We start from the raw sequence: 8154 nt of genomic DNA, 5'->3' as shown, positions 1-8154 counted from the left end.
TGGGAATCCACGGCCCCAGGTCGACGAACTTGGTGAACATCGCCACCAGCACCGCGCTGATGCTGCCCATGGCCACGCCCAGTGCAGCCACGGTGCCCACGTCGATGCGGCCGGGCAGCTTGGGCAGCGCCGCAGGCTGGCCGGCGGTGGCCGGGGGCACGGCCTTGTCGGCCGTGGCCACCGTGGTCGCCACGCTGCTCAGGCTGGCCTGGGCCGTCGCCTCGCTGGCGGCGGCCCGCTTGGCCACCTGCTCCTCGACCAGGCGGATGAACTTCTTGTAAGGCGCCACGAAGGCCTGCGCCACGCTGGTCGGGTTGTCGATCAGTTGCGTGATGGTGGCGTCCCAGTCCTGGCCCTCGCGGTCGTAGAACACGCCGTTGCGTCCGACGAAGAGGAAGTCGGTGTCGCCCGCGGTGAAGGCGGCCACGATGGTCTGCTTGTCCTTGCCGCGGGTGCACTCGCAGTAGGCCAGGCAGGTCTTCGCCAGTCCGGCCAGCATGGCGTGCTTCTTGGCATCGGCCACGCGCACCACCAGGTCGCAACTGCGCCCGTCCAGATACAGCCGGCCGGCCTGGAAGATCGCACCCCGCCGCGCGTAGAAGTCCTCGAAGGAGACGAAGTTGCGCAGCAGCCGGTACAGGTCGCGTTTGAAGCGCAGCAGCCGCTCCAGGTCCACGAGGCGCTTGTTGTGCGCCTCCTCGGCCTCGTCCTGGGTCAGCAGGGCCAGCACCGCATCTTCGGCCGCGAGCCAGCTTTCCAGTTTCTCGGGCGGGGTGTCGGCGGCGCTGCCCAGGTGCGTGGACGGGCGGCTGGCCAGCCAGCGGCGGCACGGAGCCAGCCGTTCGCGCAGCAATGCCCATTGCCCCTCGTCGATGGCTTCGAGGGCCTCGCCCAGCAGCGGCGCCACTGCGCGCTCGCGCAGTTTGCCCAATGCCTCTGACCACGCCGGATTGACGCGGCCGGCCATCGGCAAGGTGCGGCCGGGCGCTACCGGCGCCAGGGGCAGGGCGGCAAGCGCAGGGGAATGGGTGTCGATGGCGCTGCCGGCCAGCGCGTCGTAGGCCGCGGCGGCCGGGTTGAGCGCGGGCACGGCCTGCGGGTCGAAGGCCGCCACGCTGCAGCGCGCGAAGAAGTCGTCGACCTTGGCCTCGACCGCGTCGAAGGCGGCCGCCGCTGCCAACGTGGCCTCGCCTAGCGGCATGGTGGCATCGTCACTCACCGCCTTGGCCTGCCAGTCCGCCAGCGCGTGCGCCTGCTCGAAGAAGGCTTCGGCGTGGGCGCGCTGAATGCCCATGCCGCCGCTGCGGTCGGCCACGCTGCCTTGCGTCCCCAAGATCTGTTCGATGACGGCGCGGACCTCGTCATCCTCGGCCGTCGCCGGTGTGATGACGCCGTCGCCGTTGAAGCGCAGCGACGCCAGCAGTTCGCTGCGGCCGGTCACGTCTTCGAGCGTGAGGGCCGCCCCTTCGTCCTTGCCGACGATGCGCAGGATCCGCTTCGCTTCGGCCTGCAGCATGCTGCTGTCGGCAATGTCGTGGGGGGAAAGGGTATCGCCGCCAGCGATGAGCAATTGGGCATCGGCCAACTCGCGGCAGGCCCACTCGCACGCGGCGATCAGCTCGGGCGGGCGGATGCGGCCGTCGTCGTTGGTGTCGATCAGCGCGAGGGTGCGGCTGTCGAATTCCAGGCCCTGCACCGGGCAGGCCAGGGCGACCCACAGCTTGCGGTCCAGCTCGCCGATGTGGGCGATGTCCTCGCCCCGTCGGATCAGGACCTGGTCGACGCCGCCGGTACGTGCGAATTCCCAGACGTGGCGCCCGTGGGCCGCCACGTCCGGCGTCTCAGCGCTCAATCGCCCAGGCCGGCGTCGGCGCCGGCGGTGCGGATGGTGGTGCGGTCGCGGTGGTCGGTGCGCTTGCCGATGGCGGTGTCGAGGGCGCGCTTGAGCTTGTCAAGCGCGCCGTGGAACGCCGCGTCCTGCGTTGCCGCATCCTGCGAGGTGGCGATGGGCGCATGGCCCGCCAGGCGCGCTTCCATGGTGCAGCGCTTGTCGGCCTGACCGCCGCGGGCGGCGTTCTCGTCGCTCAGGTGCACCTCGACGCGCGTGACTTCCTCGGCGAAGCGGTGCAGCTGCTGACGCAGTTCGGCGTCCGCCCAGCGCTCCAGCGATTCCTTGTTCTCGATGCCGTTGCCGGTGTTGACCTGGATCTGCATGAAAAAGGGCTCCTTTTGTAGATGGCCGGCAGTCGCCAGCCGGTGCGATGCACTCTGCACCAGCGCGCGCTGGCCCGGCGTAGGCGAAGGCCAATGGGTGGCCGAAGGCGAGGTCGCCGGCCTGCGGCGACAATCCGTGCCCTTCTGCACATGCCAGGCGCCGCGGCGACCGTGCGCCCGTCCTGGCACCGACGCCGTGGCCGCACGCGCCGCCTTCCTCGTTTTCCCAGCCCGACTCCCGCCATGACGATCCAATGGTTTCCCGGCCACATGCATGCCACCCGCAAGGCCATCACCGAGCGGATGAAGACCACCGACGTCGTGATCGAGCTGCTGGATGCGCGCCTGCCAGGCTCCAGCGCCAACCCGGCCATCGCCGCCATCACGGCCAAGAAGCCGCGCCTGAAGATCCTCAACAAGCAGGACCTGGCCGACCCGGCCCGCACCGCCGAATGGGTGGCCCACTACCAGGCGCAGGAGGCCACCGGCGCCATCGCGCTGGACGCCAGCCAGACGCCGCCGGCCCAGCGTGCCGCCATCATCGAGGCCTGTCACCGCCTGTCGCCCAACCGGGGCGGGCTGGCCAAGCCGATGCGGGTGCTGATCTGCGGCGTGCCCAACGTGGGCAAGTCCACGCTGATTAACACCCTGAGCCTCAAGCGCCAGGCCAAGGCCGCCGACGAGGCGGGCGTGACCAAGCAGGAGCAGCGCATCCTGCTGGCCGACGACTTCTACCTGTACGACACGCCCGGCATGCTGTGGCCCAAGATCATCGTGCCCGAGAGCGGCGTGCGCCTGGCCGCCACCGGCGCCGTGGGCCGCAATGCCTACGACGACGAATCGGTGGCGCTGGATGTGCTGGCCTACCTCAAGGCCCAGTACACCGAACTGCTGCGCGGCCGCTACAAGCTGCCGGCCGACAACGCCCAGCTGGCGCTGTGCACCCAGCCCGACGAGGACATCCTGGGCGCCATCGGCCGCAAGCGCGGCGCGCTGCTTGGGGGCGGGCGCATCGACATGCAGAAGGCCGCCGAGGCGGTGCTCACCGACCTGCGGGGCGGCGTCATCGGCCGCATCACGCTGGAGACGGTCAACCAGTTCCTGGGCTGGCTGGCGGCCGGCCGCAAGGCCGAGGCCGAACTCAAACGCCAGCGCGCCGCAGCCCTGCGCGCACGGGGGCGCGGGCGCGATGCGGATGCCATCGAGCAGGACGAGAACTGGGGCGACCCACCGGCCGAGGAAGGCTGAATCCGTTCCCCTCATTCGTGCACGGCCATCGGCCGACTGCTGCGCATCCTGTTCTCCGCGAGCTTCCATTTGTCCCGACACCCCCATCCCTTCCGCGCCGAGTGGGCGCCCAGCATTCCGCGCGAGCTCATGGCCGGCGCGGTCGCCACCTTCGCGCTGATTCCCGAGGTCATCGCCTTCTCCTTCGTCGCTGGGGTCGATCCGGCCGTGGGCCTGTTCGCCTCCTTCGTCATCAGCATCGTGATCGCCTTCGCGGGCGGCCGGCCGGCCATGGTGTCGGCAGCGGCCGGCTCGGTGGCACTGGTGGCAGCGCCGCTGGTGCATTCGCATGGCGTGCAGTACCTGTTCGCGGCCGGCGTGTTCGCGGGGCTGGTGCAGATGCTCTTCGGCTGGCTGCGGCTGGGCTCGCTGATGCGCTACGTGTCGGGCTCGGTGCGCACCGGCTTCGTCAATGCGCTGGCGATCCTGATCTTCTCGGCGCAGATGCCGCACCTGGTGGGGGCCAACCTGGCGACCTGGGCCGCGGTGGGCGCGGGGCTGGTCATCATCTACGGCCTGCCGCGGCTGACCACCCTCGTGCCGTCGCCGCTGGTGAGCATCGTGGTGCTCACGTTGGCGGCCCAGTGGTTGAACCTGCCGCTCAAGACGGTGGCCGACCTGGGCCTGCTGCCCGACGGCCTGCCCAGCTTCGGCGTGCCGCAGGTGCCGCTGTCGTGGCAGACGCTGCAGCTCATCGCGCTGCCGGCGCTGGCCATCGCGATGGTGGGCCTTCTGGAATCGCTGATGACCGCCAGCGTGGTGGACGAGCTGACCGACACCCCCAGCGCCAAGAACCGCGAGGCCACTGGCTTGGGCCTGGCCAACGTCGCAGCCAGTTTCTTCGGCGGCATCGCCGGCTGCGGGATGATCGGCCAGACCGTCAGCAATGTGCGCTACGGCGGGCGCGGCCGGCTGTCGACGCTGTTCGCGGGCGCCTTCCTGCTGGTGCTGATGGTGCTGCTCAGGCCCTGGGTGTCGAAGGTGCCGGTGGCGGCGCTGGTGGCCGTGATGGTGATGGTGTCGGCCTCGACCTTCGACTGGGGCTCGGCGCGGGCGCTGTGGCGGCATCCCAAGCTCTCCAGCGTCGTCATGCTGGCGACCGTGGTGGTCACGGTGCTGACCGACAACCTGGCCGCGGGCGTGGCGGTGGGCGTGCTGCTGAGCGGCGTGTTCTTCACCTTCAAGGTGGCGCGGCTGATCGCGGTCGAGCCTGTGGAGGAGGGCGGGGCGCTGGTCTACCGCGTCTCGGGTCAGGTCTTCTTCGCTTCGGCCGACATGCTGGTGGAGGCCTTCGACATCCGCGACATCGATGGCCGGCCAGTGCGCATCGACCTGACCGGCGCGCATTTCTGGGACATCACCGCCGTCAATGCGTTGGACAAGGTCTGCCAGCGCCTGCGCAAGCATGGCAGCGCGGTCGAGGTGGTGGGCATGAACGCGCAGACCCGTGCCCTGGTTTCGCGGCTGGACCTCGCGATCGAGTAGTGCACGGCGCCGGTAACGGCGGGGCGGCGGACGTAGAGCCGCACGCTGAACGCCAGCCGACGCCGGCCGACGCCGACCGATCCAGGCTGTGTCGCGCATGGCGTGCAGCGTGGGCGCGGCCTCGCCACAATGGCCGGATGACCGCACCCCTTCCCACCTTCGAGGTCCTGCCGCGCGACCTGTCCGCCTACCGGCAGGGCAACACCGGCATCGACTATGTGCATCGCTTCGACTCGGGCCACCCCGGGCCGCATGTGCTGATCAACGCCCTGACCCACGGCAACGAGATCTGCGGCATGGTGGCCGCCACGCATCTGCTCGACCGCGGCGTGCGGCCGGTCACGGGCGTGCTGACCATCAGCTTCTCCAACGTCGCGGCCTACGAGAGCTTCGACATCGAGCGCCCCTTCGACAGCCGCCAGCTGGTCCACAACATGAACCGCATCTGGTCGGCCGAGATGCTGGACGGCAGCGAAGACAGCCCCGAGCTGCGGCGCGCCCGCGAACTGCGCGCCGTGGTGGACGCCGCCGACCATGTACTGGACATCCACTCCACCAGCCAGGACGTGCAGCCCTTCTGGGTCTATCCCGCCTATGCGCGCAATGCGGCCGTGGCGCTGGCCTTGGGCCTGCCGCCGGTGCACCTGGTGATGCCGCAGGGATTGGGCTCCGGCACGCCGCTGATCCAGTACGGCCGGCACGGCCTGGACGGCGACGGCCCACAGACGGCGCTGGTGGTGGAGTGCGGCCAGCATTTCGCGCAGTCCGCGGCGGACTTGGCCACGAAGGTGGCACACGACTTCATCGCGCATTTCGGCCTGATCGCGCCGAGGGAGGGGCGCCAGCCGCCTGCGCCGCAGCGCCGCTTCGAGCTGCTGCAGACGCACATGGTGCACACGCCGGAATTCCGCTTCGAGCGGCCGCTGGTCGGCTTCGAGACCTTTGCCAAGGACGAGTTGATCGCCACCGACGGCGAGCGGCGCATCGTCTCGCCCTGCGACGGCTGCACCGTCTTCATGCCCACCCGCGACGCCATCGTGGGGCGTGAGGCGGTGTACCTGACGCGGCCGCTGGGCTGAGCACGTTCAGCCTTGCCCGTTCGGGCTGAGCCTGTCGAAGCCGGGGCACATCGGCCGGCGCTTCGACGGGCTCAGCGCGAACGGTTGGAGAGGTTTCGGGCAGCCGTCACTTCAGCGTCAGCACCCAGGCGGCCAGCTTCTTCGCATCGGCCTCGCTGACCTGGGTGTTGGCCGGCATCGGCACCGGTCCCCAGGCACCCGAGCCGCCCTTGAGGATCTTGGTGGTCAGCATGTCCGCAGCGCCCTTCTGCTCCTTGTAGCGGGCGGCCACGTCCTTGAAGGCCGGCCCGATCACCTTGCGGTCCACGGTGTGGCAGGCCATGCACGCCTTGCTGCTGGCAAGGGCCAGGTCGGCATGCGCCGCGGGCAGCACGCCGGCCAGCGCCAGGGCGGCGATCGCACCGGCGCGCAGCGCGGACGCGGAACCTGCCACTGGCCCGCCGGCGGCGTTACAGTCGTTTGCAATGTGGCTCGTGCGTCGCGCGGCGGGCTGTTGGAACGAGGAGCGGAACATGTGGCTGTTGATCGTGGGGTTGGTGTCAATCGGGCTGAAGTACTTCGAGGTCGGCTTCTTCGCCGGCCTCGCCTGGTGGATCGTACTGTTGCCCTTTCCGGCCGCGATGTTGTGGTGGGCTTTCGCGGACTGGTCGGGCTACACCGCCCGGCGCGCGATGGAGCGGGACGACGCCCGCAAGCAGGCGCGCCTCGACCGACAGCGCGACGCACTGGGCCTCACGACGCGCGCCCGCGGCGCCGCGCGCCGCAAGCCTTGAGCCTGCGAGGGCTCAGAACCGGTCGAGCACCGCGCCCAGGCTGGCGCTCGATGCGTTGAAGGCGAACTTGGCCTGCACGCCGCGGGTGTAGCGCGGGGCCGGCGCCTTCCAGGCGGCGCGGCGGCGGGCGATTTCTTCTTCCGGCACGTTCAGTTCCAGGCTCAGCGTCTTGGCGTCGATGGTGATCGAGTCGCCCTCGTGCACAAGCGCGATGGTGCCGCCGGCCGCGGCCTCGGGCGCCACGTGGCCCACCACCATGCCCCAGGTGCCGCCGGAGAAGCGGCCGTCGGTGATCAGGCCCACGCTCTCACCCAGGCCGGCACCGATCAGCGCGCCCGTGGGCGCCAGCATCTCGGGCATGCCGGGGCCGCCCTTGGGGCCCAGGTAGCGCAGCACCATCACGTCGCCGGCCTGGATCTTGCCGGCCAGGATGGCCTGCAGCGCCGACTGCTCGTCGTCGAACACGCGCGCCGGGCCGGTGATGGCTGGGTTCTTGAGGCCGGTGATCTTGGCCACGGCGCCCTCGGGGCTCAGGTTGCCCTTCAGGATGGCCAGGTGGCCCTGGGCATACAGCGGGTTGTCGATGGGACGGATCACCTCGGGGTTGGGCGGCACGTCGGGCACGTCGGCCAGCGTCTCGGCGATGGTCTTGCCGGTGATGGTGATGCAGTCGCCGTGCAGCAGGCCGGCGTTGAGCAGCAGCTTCATCACCTGCGGAATGCCACCCGCGCGGTGCAGGTCGACCGCCAGCCAGCGGCCGCTGGGCTTGAGGTCGCAGATGACCGGCACGCGCTGGCGGATGCGCTCGAAGTCGTCGATGGTCCATTCCACGCCGGCCGCATGCGCGATGGCCAGGAAGTGCAGCACCGCATTGGTCGAGCCGCCCGTGGCCATGATCACCGACACCGCGTTCTCGATGGCCTTGCGGGTGACGATGTCGCGCGGCTTGAGGTCGCGCTTGATGGCCTCGATCAGCACCTTGGCCGATTCCTTGGCCGAGTTCTGCGTCTCGTCGTGCGGATTGGCCATGGTCGAGGAGTAGGGCAGGCTCATGCCCAGCGCCTCGAAGGACGAGCTCATGGTGTTGGCCGTGTACATGCCGCCGCAGGAGCCGGTGCCGGGGATGGCGCGGCGCTCGATCTGCAGCAGGTCCTCGTCGCTCAGGTTGCCGGCCGCATTCTGGCCCACGGCCTCGAAGACGCTGACGATGTTCAGATCCTGGCCCTTGTAGTGGCCTGGCAGGATCGTGCCGCCGTAGACGTAGATGGCCGGCACGTTGGCGCGCAGCATGCCCATCATGCCGCCGGGCATGTTCT

General features: G+C 70.1%; 8 protein-coding genes. 4 read left to right on the top strand and 4 right to left on the bottom strand.

Features of this window, described 5'->3' with window-relative positions:
* Together QZ772_RS09875 and QZ772_RS09870 are read right to left on the bottom strand one after the other, a co-directional pair.
* Positions 1–1852, bottom strand: a 1852-nt coding sequence (locus tag QZ772_RS09875) for a hypothetical protein (protein ID WP_295525349.1), incomplete at its 3' end; no start/stop codon positions are given.
* Positions 1849–2214: an HPF/RaiA family ribosome-associated protein gene (locus QZ772_RS09870; protein WP_017762327.1), complete on the bottom strand. Its 366-nt coding sequence runs from the start codon at positions 2212–2214 to the stop codon at positions 1849–1851. The genes QZ772_RS09875 and QZ772_RS09870, both read right to left, overlap by 4 nt.
* Positions 2215–2457: 243 nt before the next feature.
* On the opposite strand from QZ772_RS09870, the gene ylqF reads away from it, so the two are divergent.
* The 3 genes from ylqF (at position 2458) to QZ772_RS09855 (ending at position 6065) form a co-directional block, all read left to right on the top strand.
* Positions 2458–3462, top strand: coding sequence for a ribosome biogenesis GTPase YlqF (ylqF, locus tag QZ772_RS09865; protein ID WP_295525344.1), 1005 nt, complete (start codon positions 2458–2460; stop codon positions 3460–3462).
* Between the two features lie 129 nt (positions 3463–3591).
* On the top strand, positions 3592–4986 hold the full coding sequence (locus QZ772_RS09860) for a SulP family inorganic anion transporter (protein ID WP_295525353.1): 1395 nt from the start codon (positions 3592–3594) through the stop codon (positions 4984–4986).
* Between the two features lie 137 nt (positions 4987–5123).
* Entirely contained in the window at positions 5124–6065 is a 942-nt protein-coding gene (locus QZ772_RS09855; protein ID WP_295525342.1) for a succinylglutamate desuccinylase/aspartoacylase family protein, read from the top strand.
* A 106-nt stretch (positions 6066–6171) separates the two neighbouring features.
* Here QZ772_RS09855 and QZ772_RS09850 read toward each other — a convergent pair whose 3' ends face one another.
* Positions 6172–6477, bottom strand: coding sequence for a c-type cytochrome (locus QZ772_RS09850; RefSeq protein ID WP_295525351.1), 306 nt, complete (start codon positions 6475–6477; stop codon positions 6172–6174).
* Between the two features lie 100 nt (positions 6478–6577).
* On the opposite strand from QZ772_RS09850, the gene QZ772_RS09845 reads away from it, so the two are divergent.
* A complete protein-coding gene (locus QZ772_RS09845) occupies positions 6578–6838 on the top strand; it encodes a TIGR04438 family Trp-rich protein (RefSeq protein ID WP_295525339.1) in 261 nt (86 codons plus the stop codon).
* Positions 6839–6850: 12 nt separating this feature from the next.
* On the opposite strand, the gene QZ772_RS09840 is transcribed toward QZ772_RS09845, so the two are convergent.
* Positions 6851–8154 (bottom strand): dihydroxy-acid dehydratase (locus tag QZ772_RS09840; RefSeq protein ID WP_295525336.1); only part of this gene is annotated, 1304 nt, incomplete at its 5' end.

The organism is uncultured Pseudacidovorax sp. (assembly GCF_913773995.1).
Lineage (GTDB): Bacteria > Pseudomonadota > Gammaproteobacteria > Burkholderiales > Burkholderiaceae_C > Xenophilus.
The sequence above is the reverse complement of the archived record's forward strand: the minus strand, read 5'-3'. Positions and strand labels throughout refer to the sequence as shown.

Bases quoted from the DNA above. Each gene is read 5' to 3' on its own strand.
- QZ772_RS09870 (WP_017762327.1), bottom strand. From the start codon at position 2,214: ATGCAGATCCAGGTCAACACCGGCAACGGCATCGAGAACAAGGAATCG.
- ylqF (WP_295525344.1), top strand. From the start codon at position 2,458: ATGACGATCCAATGGTTTCCCGGCCACATGCATGCCACCCGCAAGGCC.
- QZ772_RS09855 (WP_295525342.1), top strand. From the start codon at position 5,124: ATGACCGCACCCCTTCCCACCTTCGAGGTCCTGCCGCGCGACCTGTCC.
- QZ772_RS09860 (WP_295525353.1), top strand. From the start codon at position 3,592: ATGGCCGGCGCGGTCGCCACCTTCGCGCTGATTCCCGAGGTCATCGCC.
- QZ772_RS09845 (WP_295525339.1), top strand. From the start codon at position 6,578: ATGTGGCTGTTGATCGTGGGGTTGGTGTCAATCGGGCTGAAGTACTTC.